The following is a 19,836-nucleotide window of genomic DNA, read 5'->3' as shown; positions in this document are numbered from 1 at the left end:
CCTAGGCATGAACAAATTTGTCAGACTAACAGCAATCGCAGGCTTGTTACTGGCGGGGGCAAGTTACGCGGCTGATACAACGTATCGCATCGATCAACTTCCTCAATTGCACCAGGAACCAGAGCATGCAACCGTGAGTGAGCGCGTAACATCGCGCTTCACTCGCTCTCACTATCGTCAGTTTGCATTGGACGATCAGTTTTCCGCCAAAATATTTGATCGCTTTCTCAACATGCTGGATTACAGCCATAATGTGTTGTTGGCATCAGATGTGGCACAGTTCGCGGATAAAAAACATTCGCTGGACGATGAGTTAAAATCCGGCCAGCTAGATACGCCGTATGCATTATTCAATCTGGCGCAAAAGCGCCGTTTTGAACGCTATCAATATGCGCTGTCAGTTTTAGACCGGCCAATGGATTTCGCCGGTAATGACACCATTGATATTGATCGCAGCAAAGCGCCTTGGCCGACCAGCGAAGCTGAACTGAATAAGCTTTGGGACGCCAAAGTTAAGTATGACCAGCTCAATTTGAAATTAACCGGTAAAACGGATAAAGAAATCAAAGAGACGTTGACCAAGCGCTATCAGGCAGCCATTAAGCGCTTGACGCAGAGTAATAGCGAAGACGTCTTCCAGCTGATCATGAATGCGTTCGCTCACGAAATTGACCCGCATACCAATTACTTATCCCCACGAAATACCGAACAGTTCAATACTGAGATGAGCTTGTCTCTGGAAGGTATTGGCGCAGTTCTGCAAATGGATGATGATTACACATTAATCAATTCCATGGTTCCAGGTGGCCCGGCAGCGAAAAGTAAAACTATCGCGGTGGGTGATCGGGTGATCGGCGTAGGGCAAACCGGCAAACCGATGGTGGATGTCATCGGCTGGCGTTTGGATGATGTGGTCGCGCTGATTAAAGGGCCGAAGGGCAGTAAAGTCCGGTTAGAAATTTTACCTGCCGGTAAAGGGACTAAACCGCGCACGGTGACCTTGACCCGCGAACGTATTCGTCTGGAAGACCGCGCGGTGAAAATGTCGGTGAAAACCATCGGCAAAGAGCGTGTCGGCGTGCTGGATATTCCGGGCTTCTATGTTGGCCTGACCGAAGACGTCAAGGTGCAATTGCAGAAGCTGGAGAAAGAAAATGTCAGCAGTATTATCATTGACTTACGCAGCAATGGTGGTGGGGCTCTGACCGAAGCTGTCTCTCTGTCTGGTTTGTTTATTCCGAGTGGCCCGGTGGTTCAGGTGCGGGATAACAATGGCAAAGTACGTGAAGACAGTGATACTGACGGCGTGGTGTATTACAAAGGCCCGCTGGTGGTCTTGGTTGACCGCTACAGTGCCTCTGCCTCCGAGATTTTTGCGGCTGCCATGCAAGACTATGGCCGTGCATTAATTGTCGGTGAGCCGACCTTCGGTAAAGGCACGGTTCAGCAGTACCGTTCGCTGAATCGCATTTACGATCAAATGCTGCGCCCTGAATGGCCAGCATTGGGCTCACTGCAATACACTATCCAGAAATTCTATCGGGTAGATGGCGGCAGTACTCAGCGCAAAGGGGTTGTTCCAGATATCGTGATGCCAACGGGGGTTGATCCGGCAGAAACCGGTGAAAGCTTCGAAGATAATGCTTTGCCTTGGGACAGCATCAATGCTGCCAGCTATACCAAGACGGGCGATTTGAAACCGTTGGAGCCGGAATTGATCAAAACCCATGCCGCACGTATCGCCGTCGATCCTGAATTTCAGCATATTCAGCAAGATATTGAACGTTATAAGGCACTGAAAGATAAGAAAAACATTGTCTCTCTCAATTATGCTCAACGCGAAAAAGAGAATCATGATGATGATGCCACGCGGTTGAACCGCTTAAATGAGCGCTTTAAACGTGAAGGTAAAAAGCCGCTGAAGTCATTGGAAGATTTGCCAAAAGACTATCAGGAACCGGACCCTTATCTGGACGAAACAGTTCATATCGCATTGGATTTGGCCCATAAAGAAAAAGCGCAGCCGCAGGTTGAATCTCAACCAGTAGCGCCTGCACAGGCCGCTACCGCCGCAAAATAGTTTGCGGATGATAAGCATAATCCGGGTTCTTGCAGCCCGGATTTTTTTTACTTTTTTTTCATGCCCAGTCGTTGGATTGGTGAAAAAACAGCTTAATATGTAATGAAAAGCATCCAAATTTGTAAAGTTATGTTGATTTACTCTGTTAGAACTTAACAAGCCTTGAAAATTTGTCAGATGCCCATACGATCAGCATATCTCAGTAATCATTTAGCTAAGTCATCATGACAATGTTGGCTTAATACAATGTCGATTTAGTGCAATGTCGATTTAATACGGTCGTCAATTAACAGAATAAGGAAATAACTTTTTATGATGCGTATCGCTCTATTCCTTCTCACCAACCTGGCTGTCATGTTGGTGTTCGGGTTGGTGCTTAGCCTGACAGGTATTCAGTCCAGCAGTGTGCAGGGGCTGATGATCATGGCCGGTCTGTTTGGTTTCGGCGGCGCATTTGTTTCGTTGCTGATGTCCAAATGGATGGCGCTGCGTTCCGTGGGCGGTGAAGTCATTGAACAACCGCGTAATGAAACAGAGCGCTGGTTGTTGGAGACGGTTCGCCGCCAGTCTCAGCAGGCCGGTATTGCTATGCCACAAGTGGCTATTTACCAGGCGCCGGATATTAACGCCTTTGCCACCGGTGCTCGTCGTGATGCTTCACTGGTGGCCGTCAGCACCGGTTTGTTGCAGAACATGAGCCGCGATGAAGCCGAGGCAGTTATTGCTCATGAAATCAGCCATGTGGCAAATGGTGATATGGTCACCATGACCTTGATTCAAGGTATTGTGAATACCTTTGTTATCTTTATTTCGCGCTTGATTGCGCAGGTGGCCGCTGGCTTCTTGTCGGGTGATCGTGATAATGAAGGGAGCAGTTCAGGTAACCCAATGGTTTACTTTGCGGTATCCATGGTATTGGAGCTGGTGTTTGGTATTCTTGCCAGCATTATTACCATGTGGTTCTCACGTCATCGTGAATTCCATGCCGATGCCGGCTCAGCCAGATTGGTCGGGCGTGAGAAGATGATTGCCGCATTGCAGCGGTTAAAAACCAGCTATGAGCCGCAGGAAGCGGGTAATCTGATGGCTTTCTGTATTAACGGTAAATCTAAATCATTCAGCGAGCTGTTTATGTCCCATCCGCCGCTGGACAAACGTATTGAAGCTTTGCGTTCTGGTGAATACCTGAAATAACCCGCATTTAACAATAAAATGATCGGTTGACCGATCCAGCTGGTTTGCAAAAATCCGTAATCTCTCAGGGGTTACGGATTTTTTTATGCTTCTAAGTCAGGCGCTTAATGCCGGTCATAAACTCACTGTGCAAGGTAAGACTACGCGTGTAGGTGATGGCTTTCATAAATAAGAATATACACCTACACAAAAATAATCTCCGTCCTATATTCGACTGTGGTTTGTTTATTAATAATACCTGTTCGGAAATAAGTTATTTTAAATAGGATTAAATAGTCATCGTCAAAAAAGAGAATAAAATAGATAAAATAACCATAATATAAATGGTGGTTATTTATTATCAATAAATAATTCTGTTTTATATAATAAATTTAACTTTGTAGGAAAAAATTATGCGCAAGATTTTATTAGCCCTCACCCCCGTTGTTTTATTATTGTCCGCTGGCGCTCAGGCTGCTTCTAATGGAGAAATAGAGATCACTGCGTCTGTGGTTGCCGGCACCTGTGATATTGCTTTATCCAGAAACACTCTGGATTTAGGCAACTATTCGGTTAAAACATTAGGAACATCAATAGACAAACCGCTGGCAGACAGTACTGGCTCTTTCGCCCTGAGTCTGAATAAATGTGACGCACCAGCGAAAACGGGTGACACTGCTAGTGTCATAGTTTCAGGGCCAGTCGTCACTGGCACGCAGAATCTATTTAATGGCACCGGCGTCGGCGCCGATACTGGGATTATGTTAAGCACTTCGACTGAGACAAATAAATACATTGCTAATGGCGACTCAGTAGTTATTGCGACTGCGGAAGACATTCCTGATGTCAACAAGGCCGATTTAACAAGTTTCGATAATCAGAGTGTAATTTTTAATGTTGGCGTGGCGAGTCATGTTAAAGAGCCTAAAGTTGGTGTTATCAGTGCGCCACTGTTGTTCAGCTTCTCCTATAACTAATTACTTTAAATAGGAGGGGCTTCCCTCCTATTTTTTTTCTTTTATGGTTGAGGAATATGTTGCATGGCCCGCTTTCTGCTGTTTATTTCTATGATATTTGTCTCGTCAGTGGCACAAGCTAATGGTTTTGGCATCAATGTGACGCGCCTTATTTATCCTCAAGGGGCGGATAATATCAGTGCGACGTTACGCAACACCACCGTCGCGCTGCCCTATTTGGTGCAGGTCAGTGTCAGTGGCGCTAAAGAGAGTTATACCCCCGCGCCATTTTTAGTCACGCCGCCGCTGTTTCGTTTAGAGCCGAATAGCGTTAATCAAGTGCGTATTAGCGGGCAAAATATCAATCTGCCCAAGGATCGTGAGTCAGTCTTTTATTTCCATGCCAGCGCTATTCCGTCGGGTTCGCCCACCGAGGTTGTGACTCAGCCCACAGCGAGTTATGTTACAGCGCAGTTTGGCATCGGCAACATTATTAAGCTGTTTTATCGGCCGAAAGACCTGCCGTCGTCACCGGCTATTGCTCAACAACATCTCCAGTTCTCGCGCAGTAAAACGGGGCTGAAGGTGAATAATCCATCACCTTACTTCATCAGTTTCGCCAGTCTGAGCGTGGGCGGAAAGAGGCTCAAACTGGACGCACCAGACGAACTGATGATTGCACCTTTCAGCAGCCATACCTACCCGACAACGGCCGCGCACGGGGCGGTGCAGTGGCAGACCATTAATGATCAGGGAGGCAGCGATGAGTTTAATCAGCCTTTGCCGTAGCGCAAACCAGCTCGGCACCCTATTTATTGGCTTGTGGCTATTGACCCCATTGATGGCCTCCGCGACGGAGATCAAATTCGCTGCAAAAATTGTGCCTGGGACTTGTACCTTGAAACTGAATAAAAGCGTGCTGTCACTGGGCGAGGTGAACAAATCGCAGCTCCATACCGGAGACATCGCCGCCGCACAGAATTTTACGCTTAACGTGGCCGGCTGTACTGGCGGGAAACGAGGCAGCCTGACCCCCAGCGTCCAGATCACTGGCGCGGGTGAAAAGCAAGATGGGAAATGGCTATTTCGCACCGATGAATCTGAAGCCACTGGCATAGGCATCATTTTGCATCAAAGTAGCGATAGCAAAAAAGAAGTCGTCAGTGGAGACAATATTTCACTGGCAAAGGTCGGTGAGATTCCCAAGGATCAGGATTTATCCTTTTCTGCCGGGGTGAGTTGTGGCGCTTGCACCTCCGTCAAACCGGGGAAACTTACCGCCCGGATTATATTCCAGTTTGATTACCGCTGAGGCTGTTATGTCAATGAGGCCGGTTTCATTGGTTGTATCTCTTTTGTTGGCCGGAATATTGCCGATTGTCCTCTTTGTCCCGCCCACATTGGCGGTGGAGGGTATCAGCCTCAACCAAACCAGAGTGGTGTTCTCATCGAGCGATAAGGCGCAGACGGTGGCGGTTAAAAACAGCAGCGACCAGTCTTACCTTATCCAAAGCCGCATTCAGCGCCCGCTTGATAATGCTGTCGTTGATAATGATCTGGCGGCACCTTTTATCGTCACGCCACCCTTGTTGCCACTGCGGCCGGGGCATCGCCAGTTGCTGCGTATTTTATCGCAGGGAGCAGCACTGCCAACAGATCGTGAATCGCTGTTTTATCTCTCTGTGCTGGCTATCCCGGCACAAACAGAAAAGCCACTGGCAGAAAGTGAGCCGGCGCAGTTGTCGATGGGATTTCGCTTTACTATCAAATTATTTTATCGCCCTGAGGGGCTAAAACCGTCGCCTGAGTTAGCCGCCTGTCAGTTGCGTGTCAGCCGTACGGATAACGCAATAAAGATAGAAAATCCGACACCTTATTTTCAAACGTTGGGGCGGCTGACATTCAACCAGCGCCCGGTCAACCTGAATGCCACCTCATCAATGTTATCGCCGATGAGTTCGCAGAGGTACCCAACCAGCACGGCAATAACACAGGTTGAATGGCAAACCATCACCGACTACGGCGGTTTCTCCGCTCAGTGCCAACAGATGTTGCCATAGACTCAGGAATAACAATGAATTATTTATTGCTCCGTTTTTTAATGCTAACGGTGGGATTGCTCATGCTCAATAATCCTATCGCTCAGGCTCAACAGACTGAAACAAAAGGTATTTCTTTTTATGTGATCAGGGTTATTTATCCGCAAAGCGCCAAAAAAGGCGTGACCCTGACCGCTTACAACAAAAGTGATCGGGCGTACCTGATGCAATCCTGGATACGTCCGGTTGACCCACTGACCGGTGATGTGGATATCACCCATGCCGATCAGGCGGCCACGCCTTTCATCGCGACACCGCCGCTACAGCGTTTGGAAGCCAACGACGAGCTGACATTGCGTTTGCGAAGAAATGGTCAGCCGCTACCGACTGACCGGGAGTCCGTGTTTTTTATCTCGATGAAAGCGATTCCCTCCCAGACCAAGAGTGATAAACCGCAGAAAACCGGCCAGATGATCATGACGGTGGTGAGCAATATCAAACTGTTCTACCGCCCTGAGGGGTTAGTGAAGCGTGCAGTGGCCGATGTTGCCTCTCAACTGCATTTTCGGCGCGAAGGAAACGCGCTGATCGCGGAAAACCCGACACCTTATTGGTTGACGTTTTCGCACTTAAAAATAGGGGAGGTGGCGCTGGGTAAACCGGCGCTGCGCCTGATGGTGCCGCCGAAAGGCAAACAACGTTATGTCCTGCCCGACAATAGCAAGTTTTCAGGCAACGTCACTTGGCAATTGATTGATGAAGACGGCTGGAATACGCCGGTCGCACAGCAATCTTTGTGATCTTTGGAATATGGTTGACAACATTTTGTGATGGATGAAATAACAATGAAAACTTGTTGTAAGAACATGAGGTTCCTCCCCTCAGCCGCCGGGGCTATTTTGCTGGTCAGTGCTTCGCCAGTCTGGAGTAAAGACTATTTTGACCCCGGTTTGCTGACATTAAGCGGCGGACAAGTGGCAGACATCGACCTGAGTCAGTTTGAAACCTCGGGGCAGATCCCGGCAGGCACTTATCCGGTGACGGTGTGGGTGAATCAGACGGATCAAGGCCAGCAGAGCGTGGTATTTAAAAATGATGCGCATGGGCAAATCCAGCCCGAGTTGACACCGGCACTCTTGCATCATCTCGGGGTCAACACCCAAGTCCTGCCTGCCTTTGTCGGGTTACCCGCCGAGGTTCCGGTAAAGAACCTGACCAAACTGATCCCTGATGCTCAGGTACGGTTTGATTTCCAGCAATTGCGGCTGGAAATCAGTATTCCTCAGGTGGCGATGCAACCTAATGTTCAAGGCTATGTCGATCCTGCTCTGTGGGATAAGGGTATCCCGGCCTTTTTGATGAACTACAGCCTGAGTGGTGGCCGTAACTGGCAGGAGGGGCAAGCTGGGATGAACAAAAGTGAACAAACTAACCTGTTTGCCAACCTGCGCGGTGGGTTTAACTGGCAAGATTGGCGGTTACGCAGTGATATGACGCATACCCGAAACCAAAGTAGCGGTAGTAACCAGCCGAGCCAGTCCTACCAGAAAACGCAGTTTATGAATACCTATTTGCAACGGGATATTCAGGCCTGGCGTTCGGAAATACTGGCCGGTGACAGCACCAGCAGCAACGAAGTGTTCGATAGCATTCCATTCCGTGGTGTCAAACTTAACTCCACCGAGGAGATGTTACCCAATAGCCTGCGCGGCTTTGCCCCAGTGATTAGCGGGATTGCCCAAAGTAATGCCCGCGTCACGGTGAGCCAGAATGGCCACGTGGTCTATCAGACTTACGTGGCACCGGGGCCGTTTCGCCTGAATGACTTGTACCAAACCGGTCAGGGGGGTGACCTGACGGTGACCATTACCGAGGCTGATGGCAGCGTGCGCACTCAAAGTGTGCCTTTCTCCTCGTTACCAATGATGCAGCGGCCCGGCGGGTTTAAATATGAGCTGACCAGCGGGCGCTATAACGGCGGCGTGACTCGCGGTTCGCAGCAAGCGAACTTCGGACTAGCCACCTTAATGTATGGTTTGCCTCACAACATCACCCTGTATGGGGGCGGATTGGTGGCAGAGGATTACCACTCACTGGTGCTGGGAACCGGTATTTCGCTGGGGCAGGCTGGGGCGATTTCTGCGGATATCACCACCTCAAGTGCCCGATTTGCCACACAAAATGAGCGGCAGCAAGGGAACTCTTACCGTATCCGCTATGCCAAAAGTTTGCTAACCACCGGTACCTCGGTCGATTTGGCGGCCTATCGTTACTCAACGCGCAACTACTACAGCTTTGCTGACTTTAATAATCAAGGTTTTCAACTCAGTGACGGGCAGGTGCCCTGGGCGCTTCAACGCCAGCGCTCCAATTTTCAGCTACAAATTAGCCAACAGTTGGGGTCATTCGGCTCACTCTATCTCTCAGCCTCGCGCAATGACTATTGGGGGAGTCATCAGGTCAATAATAACCTCTCTGCGGGCTACAACGGCAGCTACCACGGGGTGAGCTACGGTTTGGCTTACAGTATTGACCGCATCGAGGGGGATGGCAGTTGGCCAGAAAATCGCCAATTGTCGCTGAATATACAGTTGCCATTCAGTCTGTTCAGTTCCAGCGCCTTAGCCAGCCGCAGTTACGCCAGTTATCAGATGACCCACAATAATCAGGGGCAAGTCCGGCAACAGGCGGGGTTAAATGACAGTGCGCTGGATGACCGGCTCTCTTACAGCGTGATGCAGGGTTTCTCGAACAGTGACAGCAGCGATGGTGGCAACCTGAATGTGGGTTATCAGGGCAGTAAAGGTATGGCGAATATGGGCTACAGCTACAGCAGCCAGAGCCGCTCGCTGAATATGAATGGCAACGGCGGGGTGGTGGTGCACCCGCAGGGTGTGACTCTGAGCCAAATGCTGGGTAATTCAGTGGCGCTGGTCAGTGCTCCCGGCGCGGGGGGCGTTCATATGATGAACGGCAATGTTGAGACCGACAGCCGAGGCTACGCGGTGGTGCCGTATCTGTCGAACTATCAGAAAAACGATATCAGCCTGAACCCGTCCACCTTGCCCGATGATGTGGATATCACTCAGTCCAGCCTGAATGTCTACCCGACCAAAGGGGCGGTGGTGATGGCCAGTTTCGCCACCCATATTGGTTATCAAGCCCTGGTGACGCTGAATAAAGGAACAACGCCAGTGCCGTTTGGTGCGCTGGTTACCGTCGAGGGTGCGCCATCAGGGGAAGTTAACACCGGCATTGTCGGCGATAACGGCCAGGTGTACTTAACCGGCTTGCCAGAACAAGGTCGGCTTATCACCCAATGGGGCAAGGGCGCTGACCAACAGTGTCAGGTGACGTTTAATCTGCAAGATATTCCCGCGCCATCAGCCAATAATCCGATTCGCACCCTGACCGCCCACTGTGAGGTTAATCCGTGAAAATGACTCCGCTACAGGAAATAACAGCATGAAAATCATTAAATATATTGATACCCTTCGCCAGGCTGGCGTGAAGCGCGCTATTGCGAGGGTAAGTCTGGTGGCACTGCTGTTCACGTACTTGCCAGCGGCGCAAGCGGAAAAAATTACTATTGGTAAGGGTTCTGGGATTGTTTGGGAGGGATTGCCTATAAATAAAAGCGAAACTAAAGCGATAACCAAGGTAGATATGCAACCTAAGTGGGGAATAGTTGCGGTATCAACAATTGATACTCGGTGTATGCTAACAAGTGCATTAACAAATATTATGGGTATCGATACCGTTAAAATTGCTGATGGCATTGGTATTGCTCCACGGGTCAACGCCAGCGCCACATATAAAATACAAGCCAATAATGCTACCGAGACGCTATCGGGAACCATTGGTGTCGATGGTACCACTGCCACCACCAGCGGCGGGGGGCAAGTCACCGGAAAAGGATTCGCCTGGTGTCTTCCCCCTCGAGAGTCAGCGGATAATAACTTCTATCAAAAAGATAAGGAAAGAACTGTCACGCTTAATGGGACATGGGTGATAGTGGCCGATGGTCACCAGGCTAGTCATGATAATATTGCCATTCCGCCGCTCTATTTCGGCTCATATACTCAATTTAATGATGGAGATATTAGCGTGCCCATATCCCCTATCAACTTAACCCTGCGAGTCTCTACATTAGAATGCACGGTCGCCACCCCCACGCTGGTTGACTTTGGTTCGGTAGAATATAATAAAAAAGCGGATGCTGAGTTGGGTAAAATAACGAATGCCATGGCGACCACCTGCACTCAGGACAATAATAATATTACCGCTGATATTAATCTGCAGTTTCGAGCCATAAGTGGTCAATATAAAGGGACACCGTCACATTTAGCATTAAATGAAGGCGGCGGCTATATTACCGGTGAAATCAAAGACACTAACGCCAAAAATGGCGCATGTGGCGGCGGGGGCGGTATTTCGTTTGATAATACCGTGATTAAAATCGGTGAAATGAAAGACAGCGATAAATCTAAAAAATATGATAATCCAGTGACCTGGCGCTTGTGTTCCGGCGGCGATGATCTGCCCGATGGCGCGGTCACTGCCTCGACGGAAATGATGGTAACATTTAACTAACTTTAGCCATAAACCATTACGCACATCGCTTTTATTATGGTATCTGATGGGATAACAAGGACGGGCTTAATGACTTTTATCCCATTGATATTTTTAGCTTGAATTTAATTATTAGGCAGAGTTAAATCTAGTCGGTGATAATTGAGGGTGTATATTAAAAATATCATAAGCGCCATGATTAAAATAATGGCCAATAGGAATGTTTTTCGTTATTAAGTACAAAGAAAATAAGTTGCAGTAACTGTATGTTTTTCATCTTTAAAAATAGTTTTTGGCCAGAGCTATATGAGGGTTAATAGGTAAAGACCATGGTCTTATTATTGACATTTAACGCAACATTCCATAACCTTGTAAGGTGAGTTGAATACACACAATAAAATCGACTTTGAGCATCGTAGCCAATTTTATATTGAACGGCATATAGTAGCTAATATATTTTCATGTGAAATATATTATCTCATTTATTTCAGCGTGAAGTTGAAAGAGATTATTTCGTTTAAAAATTGCTTGCTAGAGATATTAATAACGACAACTTCAGGATGACACCTGTAGGGTTGGACTGTCATGGGTTGGCGTATTTACCGACGTAAACTTAATCGCTGGCTGATATTAATAGGTGAATTTTATCATCATGCTGACTGCATTACAGCCAATTAACATTAAATAGAGTAAATCTCTAATGTTAATTATTGAAGACGATATTTTTAATTTCAGGGGAAAATATTTTGAATGACAATACCCATATGACTGCCTTGATTATTGATGATCACCCGCTAGCCTGTATGGCCATCCGAGGTTTATTGGAGCAAGAGAATATTGAGGTATTAGCTGAAGCCAGCGACGGTGCAGAAGGTCTGAAGTTGTTTGAAAGTTTCCAACCCAGCCCAAGTATGGTGACCATTGATGTAGCGATGCCTATTATTAATGGTATTGAGTTAGTTGAGGAAATCAGAAAGAGGGGGTATGTCGGCATTATTATTGTGGTATCAGGTGAAAATGATCGTTTTTATGGCAAACGCAGCGCTGATGCTGGTGCTAATGCCTTTATGAGTAAAAACGAAGGAATTAAAAATATTATTGCTGCTATTAATGCATCGAGAAATGGCTATAGTTACTTTCCGCTAACGGTTAACGGGTTTGTCGGCAGTATTTCCTCTGAAGAGCAGCTGCTAGAGTCTCTCTCTACCCAAGAATTAAAAGTCATGCGTTATATTTTAAATGGCGTAGATAATATGGATATAGCCGTAGCAATGAATATCAGTGCTAAAACAGTTGCCACCTATAAACATCGTCTTATAGAGAAATTGAAATGTAAATCTGTCATGGAGTTACTCAGTTTTGCTCATCGCAACCGAATTAGTTAACACCATGCTGCGACCACTGGCAGGTTTTTTCTTACTGTTCTTCAGCCTATTATTCCCCTTGGCTCATGCGGAAGAAAATGGGCCGGTAACCTTGGAGTTGTTGGGAAAGCACGGGGCGGTGACACCCACAATTAAGTTGAGTCATTCGGACCAATTGTGGCTGGCACAAAAACGCACCTTGACCATAGCGGTATTTCCCCCTGAATTACCCCCACTGGCATTAAACAGTATTGGCGGGCGTTATCAGGGAATGAATGCGGATTATCTCGAATTACTCCACAACGTTTACAATATTAACGTTGTGATTAAACGTTATTCTGATGAACAGCAAGCGCTGGCCGCCGTAAAGTCGCGCGAAGCAGACCTTATGCTGACGCACTTGTCCAATTATGAGAAAATAATTCCCCCTTTTATTGCCTCTCAAGCCATGGTTCAGGCTTATCCCGCCTTGGTGACCAAACAAGACGAGGTGATGAAACCGCTGCATACCGATAAATCGGTCACTATCGCCATCACAAACAGTTATCCCTCTGAAGAATTTATTCGGGCGTCATTTCCCCACGCCACAATTGTCTCATTTAACAGTAATTATCAAGCCCTATCATCGGTTGCCGACGGACAAAATGACTATTTTATCGGCGACAGTCTGAGCAGTAGTAACATTATTATGAGGGACTTTAATCAAGTACTCAGCATTGTTAAGTTTTGGTCAAAGCCGCAAACCTACAACTATTTTATCGCACTGGATAACCAACGCCAGCTTATCAATATAATCAATTTGTTCCTAAATTCAGTGGCCGATAAAATTAGCCACCAGATAACACTGTCATGGATAGAAGATGATTATCTCTCATTTTTAACTAAGACACTGTCACTTTCACCTAAGGAAGAACGCTGGATTAAAAATAACCCTAAGCTACAGGTGCTAATTAACCCTTATTATGCCCCCTTGACGATGCTGGACTCTAATTTAGAAGTTAGAGGTCTCATTGGTGATATTCTTAATCTTATTCACCTGCAAACAGGGTTAATATTTGAACCTGTTATTGCTAACACTGATAGTGAAATATCCAGAACCCTACAAAATGGCGATTGGGATTTGCAACCTACAGCCACCGAGAGTGTCGAACTTGAAGATCAACTCTCTTTTACTCACCCCTACCTCACTACACCCTTTGTTGCGGTAGTCAGAGACTCTCCCCAGGCGATATCAGAATTATCATCCGGCATGAGAGTTGCTATTCCAGAATATCATGAATTATACGAAAAACTTAAAGTTAAATATCCTGGAATTAAATGGGTGCAGGTTGAAAATACCGGCATAGCACTCAATATGGTTGAGGCTGGAAAACTGGATGCATCTATTTATACGCAAATTTCCGCCCGCTATATGATAGAGCATTATTATCCCGGCCAATTGAAATACTTCAGCCTGCTTGATGAAGAACCTGCCACCATCAGTTTTGCGCTACCCTGTGGACATCAAGAACTACAAAGTATCCTAAATAAAGCATTAGATAATATTTCTCCCCGGGAGATAGGGCGTTTATCCGGAAAATGGACAACAATGCCTAATATCCAAATTGATACCTGGAATTTGTATAATAAGCAGTTTTATGTGGTGTTGGCGCTGACGGCAATGTTGATTTTTAGTTGTCTATTATGGGGGCGATATCTTTTACGTGAAATTCGCACCAGAAAACAGTCCCAGGCAGAACTGGAGTATCAACTTAGTTTCAGCAATACATTAGCGAATTCTATTCCTCTGCCCAACTATGTTATTTCACCAATAGGCACGTTGCAGAATTATAATCACGCCTTTACTGATTTCTTTTCAGCAGATCTTCGTACTGAGATCAGACCATCACTGTTCGATAGCCGTCATCCGCTGGCGGGCGTATTTTCGGCCATTCGTCGTGATATTGAAAACCTCATACCCGATAACGTTATCTTGCATCCATTGATACTGAATAACGGTGTTGAAGATCGTCATATTCTACATTGGTCAACTTTATGTGTGATGCCCGCCACCGGATCCGCGACGATTATTTGTATCTGGCAAGATATCACTGACTCAAAAAGATTAATGAAAGAAATCCAGATTGAAAAGGATAAAGCTATTCGAGCAAACCGGGAAAAAAGTGGCTTCCTGGCCAGCATGAGCCATGAAATTCGCACCCCAATCAGCACCATTATGGGGTTCCTTGAACTTCTTGCCACCAACAGCCAGGAATCTGATAAAGACATCGAGTTAATTCAATTATCTTATTCGAGTGCCCAGTCTCTGCTGGAATTAATTGGGGATATTTTAGATATAGAAAAAATTGAATCCGGTCATTTTGAACTTTCTCCAGAATGGCTCGATCTTGAGTTGCTCATAACCTCAGCCTTACGAAGCTTCGAAGGCTTAGCAATACAAAAAAAACTCAAACTGACTTTTGTTAACCGGCTAGTGAAAGGGCAACACCTGTGGCTAGATCCTAAAGCGCTGAAACAAACTCTGGTTAATCTCCTGAGTAATGCGCTTAAGTTCACACAGCAAGGTCACATTGAAGTCTGTGCTGAAACAAGCAGCGCAAATGCCAATCAAAGCCAACTGATACTTAGCGTCACTGATACCGGTTCTGGTATTAGTCAGGAAGATCAGCAACAGTTATTTCAACCTTTCAGCCAAACTGAGGCCGGTAAACAGCAGGTGGGTTCGGGCTTAGGATTAATGATTTGTCGTAAATTGATCCTGCAAATGGGCGGAGATATTAAGATCGCCAGCAAGCTCGATATGGGAACGACTATAACCATTATGCTAACGACGGATATGGTTCGTAATAGCATCGCCACGGTGACGACTTCGCTGCCAGCAATCACCGCCCCGAAGAGGATAAAAATCCTCATTTCCGATGACCATTCGATTAACCGCCTATTGTTAAAGCGGCAGTTGGATACGTTGGGATATCATGTGGATGAAGCCGTTGATGGTGAGCAAGCACTGGCGCTAATTAAACAAAACAGCTACGACCTTCTAATTACTGACATCCATATGCCGGGTATTGATGGCATTATGCTCGCGCGTCATATCCGTAATTTTAACAATAAGATTGTGATATGGGGGCTAACCGCCAATGCGCAAGCACAAGAAAGAGAGCGTTGTCTGGCAAGCGGCATGAATTTATGCTTATTTAAGCCATTAACGTTACAGAAATTAGAGAATTCATTAGGGACTCTCAATACCTTAGAACCCCACTGTCAGCTCGGTGAATTTATTGATCTCGAGATGCTAAATACGCTGACCATGGGAGATGCGCTCTTAATTCGCCAGATGCTTGAAAAGTCTCAACAAGAAAATGCCCAAGACTTGAAATGTGCCCAAGAAGCCGCTCGTTTAGGTGACTGGCCTGGATTACACCATCATCTGCACCGTATTAAAGGCACTGCACAGATTTTGGGTGCATCAGAACTGTATAGATTGAGCCTACGCTTAGAAAATCACCAACCGATGCAGCAGCAAGATAATATCATGCAGGCAGATTTACTTGAGTTGGAAAAACGACTCAAGACCCTCAGTGATGAGATCGATCGATTTTATGCCGCCTAAGTCGGTTTTTATACTCTTAGCCCCTATTGTCACATTAGATTAACGGCGTTTTTGACTGACCCGCAGGAGGCTCACCAGTGCTGCAAGGCTGGCGAAGCAGCCAGCAACGATCAACGACGCGTGAGTCCCATTGTCGGAAAACAGATTAAACATCAAAGCGACCAATGCAGCCCCCGATGTCTGCCCCAACAGGCGCGCTGTGCCCAGCATACCACTGGCCCCACCGCTGCGATTCTGGGGGGCAGCAGAAATAATCGTGTGGTTATTGGGCGCTTGAAACAGGCCAAACCCCGCACCACACAGCACCATACGCCAGATAATATCCAAATCAGTGGGGTTGGCTGGCAATATGGCTAACAGGAATAACCCACTGGCAAATACTGCCAGACCAATCCCACCGAGTAGTCCAGCATGGTAGCGATCAACCAATCGCCCGGCGATAGGGGCGATCACCATGGTGGCGAGTGGCCACGGGGTTAATAGCAATCCGGTAGCAACTTCATCGCGGCCCAATACAGTTTGTAGGAAGAAAGGCAGTGAAACCATGGCCAGCATTTGTGCGGCGAAGGAGCAAACTGATGTGCCGATCGACAAGGCAAAAATAGGAATACGCAGTAAATCCACCGGCAGCAAGGGGAAGGGCTGACTGAGTTGGCGGCGTACAAAGAAAAAGCCGATGACTAATAAGGCGATCACCTCGGCGGCAATCAGTGTCGGGCTTTGCTCTTGGGCAAAACCACTGATCGCGGTTATCAGTAAACCAAAGGTCAACGCATTCATAATACTGCTGGTGACATCGAAACGGTTGCCGTTGCTTTTCATATTGTTGGCAGGTAAGAACTTCATGCCCAGCCCCCAAGCGACCAGGCCGATCGGCACATTAATGGCAAATAGCCATTGCCAGGAGGCAACTGACAACACTGCGGCTGCAATGGTTGGCCCCGCAGCCGCAGAAACCGCCACAATCAAGGCATTAATACCGATACCTCGGCCTAACTGAGCTTTGGGATAAATAATTCGGATGAGAGCAGTATTCACACTCATCAATGCGGCGGCCCCTAGCCCTTGTAGCACGCGAGCAAATGTGAGTGTCCACAAGGAATCGGACAGGGCGCAAAACAGGGATGTTACACTGAAGACCAGTAAACCGGTCTGATAAACCCGTCGATAACCAATGATATCCCCCAGTGAGGCCATCGAAAGTAAAGATACGGTAATGGCTAGCTGATAGGCATTCACTACCCAGATAGACGTGGCCGGGCTGGCATTGAGATCACGGGCAATGGTCGGTAATGCGACATTGGCGATGGTGCCGTCCAGCACCGCAATCATAATACCTAAAGCAATGACAACGACCGCGGCATAGCGTTGTGGAACCGGCATTCCATCGGTTGCAGATGGGTTCATAGATTTTGTCTGTAAAAGTAATAAGGTAGCTGAATCTTTCCATGCTAACGACTATCGTGCTTGAATGCACCCTTGCGGCCAGGGTTATTTGTAAAAGACCATTTTGTGGCTGAGTAATGTCGGCTGGGCAATCATAGTAACAGCGGATCGTCGCTAAAAAATTGAGTGAAATCCTCCTTTCAGTCAAGATTAACAGCCTGATAAAGACCGTAATTTGTGGAAATCAGTAAAAGTAGAACCGCGATCACGGAAAAATGAAACATCGTTTCTATAATGTGAGATAATATTAACCGAACAGATTATCCTGCGGGTAAATTTTAATTCTCTGATGATTTTAAGGACTTTCCTGATGGCTAAAGGTAAACAAATCCCCCTGACATTTCATACTTATCAGGATGCCTCTACCGGCGCACAAGTGACACGGTTGACGCCCCCTGATGTGACTTGCCACCGTAACTATTTCTATCAAAAATGTTTCACCCGTGATGGTAGTAAGTTATTGTTCGGCGGCGCTTTTGATGGCCCATGGAACTACTACTTGCTGGATCTTAATACTCAGGTGGCAACACAGCTGACAGAAGGGCGCGGCGACAATACCTTTGGTGGTTTCTTGTCACCGGATGATGACGCGCTGTTTTATGTCAAAGATGGCCGCAATCTGATGCGTGTTGACCTTGCTACATTAGAAGAAAATGTGGTTTATCAAGTGCCTGAAGAGTGGGTTGGTTACGGCACTTGGGTAGCAAATTCAGATTGTACTAAGTTGGTTGGCATTGAGATCAAACGCGAAGATTGGCAGCCCTTGACGGACTGGAAGAAATTCCACGAATTCTATTTTACTAAACCTTGCTGCCGCTTGATGCGGGTTGATCTTAAAACCGGTGAATCGGCGGTGATTTTACAAGAAAATCAATGGCTCGGTCATCCAATTTACCGCCCTTATGATGACAATACCGTGGCATTTTGCCATGAAGGCCCCCATGATCTGGTTGATGCGCGGATGTGGCTCATCAATGAAGATGGCAGCAATATGCGCAAGGTGAAAACTCATGCGGAAGGCGAAAGTTGCACCCATGAATTTTGGGTGCCAGATGGCTCAGCGCTGGTGTATGTTTCCTACCTAAAAGGCAGTCCAGATCGCTTTATTTACAGTGCTGACCCAGAAACACTGGAAAACCGACAATTGACCTCAATGCCAGCCTGTTCGCATCTAATGAGCAACTATGACGGCACGTTGCTGGTGGGTGATGGTTCTGATGCGCCGGTCGATGTGCAAGATGATAGCGGGTATAAGATTGAAAATGATCCATTCCTGTATGTCTTCAATCTGAAGAATGGCACTCAGCATCGTGTGGCTCGCCACGACACTTCATGGAAAGTATTTGAAGGTGACCGCCAGGTCACACATCCACACCCTTCCTTTACACCGGATGATAAGCAAATCCTATTTACCTCGGATGTTCACGGTAAACCGGCCTTATATTTAGCCACATTGCCTGAATCAGTCTGGAAATAATCGAATTTTACACTAGCCTCTTTCATGGAAAGAGGCTAATTTGCTGTCTGCAAGGCTAATATCTTATTATTCACATTGGTTTATTGCACAGTCTCGCGACTTCCCTTTATAATAAAACCACTGTTCTATTTTTTTTAAAACATATTGTTTTATCAAACACAGAAAATGAGTAGGGTAACCAAAAAATGGCTATTGCAGATTTAGATAAACAGCCCGACTCTGTTTCGTCGGTTCTGAAAGTTTTTGGCATCTTACAAGCCTTGGGTGAAGAGCGGGAAATAGGTATTACCGAGCTTTCTCAGCGTGTAATGATGCCTAAGAGTACCGTGTACCGCTTCCTACAGACCATGAAATCTTTGGGATATGTCGCACAGGAAGGCGAATCAGAGAAATACTCCCTGACTCTGAAGTTATTTGAGTTAGGTGCTAAAGCATTACAAAACGTCGATTTGATCCGTAGTGCTGATATACAAATGCGTGAATTATCCAATGAAACTCGTGAAACTATTCACTTGGGTGCCTTGGATGAAGATAGCATCGTTTATATCCATAAAATCGACTCTATGTATAACCTGCGGATGCATTCTCGTATCGGCCGTCGTAACCCGCTGCACAGCACTGCCATTGGTAAAGTATTGTTGGCGTGGCGTGACCGCGGTGAAGTAGAAGAAATCTTGTCTCATGTCGAGTTTACCCGCAGCACCAAACACACACTGGGCAGTGCAGCGGCCCTGTTGCCGGTGTTAGATCAGGTTCGTGAGCAAGGCTTCGGTGAAGATATCGAAGAACAAGAAGAAGGTTTACGTTGTATTGCTGTGCCGGTCTTTGACCGTTTCGGTGTCGTCATTGCGGGCTTAAGTATTTCATATCCGACGTTGCGATTCTCTGAAGACAGTAAGAGTAATATTGTGAAATCTTTGCATCGCGCTGCACGTAATATTTCTGAGCAAATGGGCTATCGCGATTATCCTTTCTGAGGAAATCTCTTTTAGGGTAAATACTGTATAATTATTGGATATTTTAAGTCAGCTGTTAATTATAACTATTTATCCCTTCCCATATTCCAAACGGCTCCTCTCATCAGGAGCCGTTTTTTATTGGTATAATGTGTAATAG

At 46.7% G+C, this 19,836-nt stretch carries 14 protein-coding genes; 13 read left to right on the top strand and 1 reads right to left on the bottom strand.

What is annotated here, in order from left to right; genetic code table 11:
* Positions 1 to 7 precede the first annotated feature (7 nt).
* The 11 genes from prc (at position 8) to FTA91_RS06985 (ending at position 15,797) form a co-directional block, all read left to right on the top strand.
* The gene (prc, locus tag FTA91_RS07035; RefSeq protein WP_145583118.1) at positions 8 to 2,080 is read left to right on the top strand and encodes a carboxy terminal-processing peptidase; all 2,073 of its coding nucleotides are present in this window, start codon (positions 8 to 10) and stop codon (positions 2,078 to 2,080) included.
* A 312-nt stretch (positions 2,081 to 2,392) separates the two neighbouring features.
* On the top strand, positions 2,393 to 3,274 hold the full coding sequence (gene htpX / locus FTA91_RS07030; RefSeq protein WP_050116336.1) for a protease HtpX: 882 nt from the start codon (positions 2,393 to 2,395) through the stop codon (positions 3,272 to 3,274).
* Positions 3,275 to 3,666: 392 nt separating this feature from the next.
* Positions 3,667 to 4,230 (top strand): fimbrial protein, encoded by a 564-nt coding sequence (locus FTA91_RS07025; RefSeq protein WP_145536080.1) that lies wholly within the window; start codon positions 3,667 to 3,669, stop codon positions 4,228 to 4,230.
* Between the two features lie 63 nt (positions 4,231 to 4,293).
* Positions 4,294 to 4,998 carry a fimbrial biogenesis chaperone gene (locus FTA91_RS07020; protein ID WP_145536081.1) on the top strand — a complete coding sequence of 235 codons (705 nt, stop codon included), beginning with the start codon at positions 4,294 to 4,296 and terminating at the stop codon, positions 4,996 to 4,998.
* Entirely contained in the window at positions 4,973 to 5,521 is a 549-nt protein-coding gene (locus tag FTA91_RS07015) for a fimbrial protein (protein ID WP_050116339.1), read from the top strand. Before FTA91_RS07020 ends, FTA91_RS07015 begins: the two co-directional genes overlap by 26 nt.
* A gap of 7 nt (positions 5,522 to 5,528) precedes the next feature.
* Positions 5,529 to 6,269: a fimbrial biogenesis chaperone gene (locus tag FTA91_RS07010; RefSeq protein ID WP_227507682.1), complete on the top strand. Its 741-nt coding sequence runs from the start codon at positions 5,529 to 5,531 to the stop codon at positions 6,267 to 6,269.
* A gap of 14 nt (positions 6,270 to 6,283) precedes the next feature.
* Positions 6,284 to 7,048 (top strand): fimbrial biogenesis chaperone, encoded by a 765-nt coding sequence (locus tag FTA91_RS07005; RefSeq protein WP_145536082.1) that lies wholly within the window; start codon positions 6,284 to 6,286, stop codon positions 7,046 to 7,048.
* A 45-nt stretch (positions 7,049 to 7,093) separates the two neighbouring features.
* Positions 7,094 to 9,685 (top strand): fimbria/pilus outer membrane usher protein, encoded by a 2,592-nt coding sequence (locus FTA91_RS07000; RefSeq protein ID WP_145583116.1) that lies wholly within the window; start codon positions 7,094 to 7,096, stop codon positions 9,683 to 9,685.
* Positions 9,686 to 9,713: 28 nt separating this feature from the next.
* Positions 9,714 to 10,841 (top strand): hypothetical protein, encoded by a 1,128-nt coding sequence (locus tag FTA91_RS06995; protein WP_235896832.1) that lies wholly within the window; start codon positions 9,714 to 9,716, stop codon positions 10,839 to 10,841.
* A 743-nt stretch (positions 10,842 to 11,584) separates the two neighbouring features.
* Positions 11,585 to 12,205 (top strand): acid-sensing system DNA-binding response regulator EvgA, encoded by a 621-nt coding sequence (gene evgA / locus FTA91_RS06990; protein ID WP_145583124.1) that lies wholly within the window; start codon positions 11,585 to 11,587, stop codon positions 12,203 to 12,205.
* Positions 12,206 to 12,455: 250 nt separating this feature from the next.
* Complete coding sequence (locus FTA91_RS06985; RefSeq protein ID WP_235896831.1) at positions 12,456 to 15,797, top strand: response regulator; 3,342 nt, start codon at positions 12,456 to 12,458, stop codon at positions 15,795 to 15,797.
* A gap of 39 nt (positions 15,798 to 15,836) precedes the next feature.
* Here FTA91_RS06985 and FTA91_RS06980 read toward each other — a convergent pair whose 3' ends face one another.
* Positions 15,837 to 17,204 (bottom strand): MFS transporter, encoded by a 1,368-nt coding sequence (locus FTA91_RS06980; RefSeq protein ID WP_145535824.1) that lies wholly within the window; start codon positions 17,202 to 17,204, stop codon positions 15,837 to 15,839.
* 349 nt (positions 17,205 to 17,553) lie between these two features.
* Between FTA91_RS06980 and ogl the strand changes: the two genes are divergently transcribed.
* Both ogl and kdgR read left to right on the top strand, forming a co-directional pair.
* A complete protein-coding gene (gene ogl / locus FTA91_RS06975) occupies positions 17,554 to 18,720 on the top strand; it encodes an oligogalacturonate lyase (protein ID WP_049560151.1) in 1,167 nt (388 codons plus the stop codon).
* 185 nt (positions 18,721 to 18,905) lie between these two features.
* Positions 18,906 to 19,697 (top strand): DNA-binding transcriptional regulator KdgR, encoded by a 792-nt coding sequence (gene kdgR / locus FTA91_RS06970; RefSeq protein ID WP_004393245.1) that lies wholly within the window; start codon positions 18,906 to 18,908, stop codon positions 19,695 to 19,697.
* The last annotated feature ends 139 nt before the right edge of the window (positions 19,698 to 19,836 follow it).

It is taken from the genome of Yersinia thracica, assembly GCF_902170565.1.
GTDB lineage: Bacteria > Pseudomonadota > Gammaproteobacteria > Enterobacterales > Enterobacteriaceae > Yersinia > Yersinia thracica.
The sequence above is the reverse complement of the archived record's forward strand: the minus strand, read 5'-3'. Positions and strand labels throughout refer to the sequence as shown.